The organism is Pseudomonas tremae (assembly GCF_001401155.1).
In the GTDB taxonomy this organism is placed as follows: Bacteria; Pseudomonadota; Gammaproteobacteria; order Pseudomonadales; family Pseudomonadaceae; genus Aquipseudomonas; species Aquipseudomonas tremae.
In genome coordinates this window covers 1-346 of record NZ_LJRO01000496.1, presented here as the reverse complement: position 1 = coordinate 346, position 346 = coordinate 1, and the positions used below count along the sequence as shown (strand labels likewise).

The following is a 346-nucleotide window of genomic DNA, read 5'->3' as shown; positions in this document are numbered from 1 at the left end:
AGATGTGTATAAGAGACAGTTGATAGCCAAGGCTGGAATGTCGATTTTTGCCTGTTTGGTCTTGCCGACAGCAACGTCGTACCGGAGATGGCTCTGTTTGGTGACAGCCACTCAGAGGCCCTGTTATCGACGTTTGACGCCGCCGCGCGGGATCTGGGCAGAACCGTCGCGCACATAGGTCTGGGCGGTTGCCTGCCCTTGCTCGGCGTGGACATCGCCAAGGGTAACTACCCTGCCGGGGTATGCGAGGCGCTGGCCAATCGCGAGTTTGAATACGTGAAGCAGCGGCAGATCAAAAAGGTCGTGCTGGTGGCACGCTGGACGCTGTACACCGACGGCGATTACG

At 58.4% G+C, this 346-nt stretch carries 1 pseudogene; it reads left to right on the top strand.

The annotated features are described in order from the left end of the window. Positions 1–30 precede the first annotated feature (30 nt). Positions 31–346 (top strand): annotated as a pseudogene (locus ALO43_RS27405) (SGNH hydrolase domain-containing protein); the annotation flags it as partial.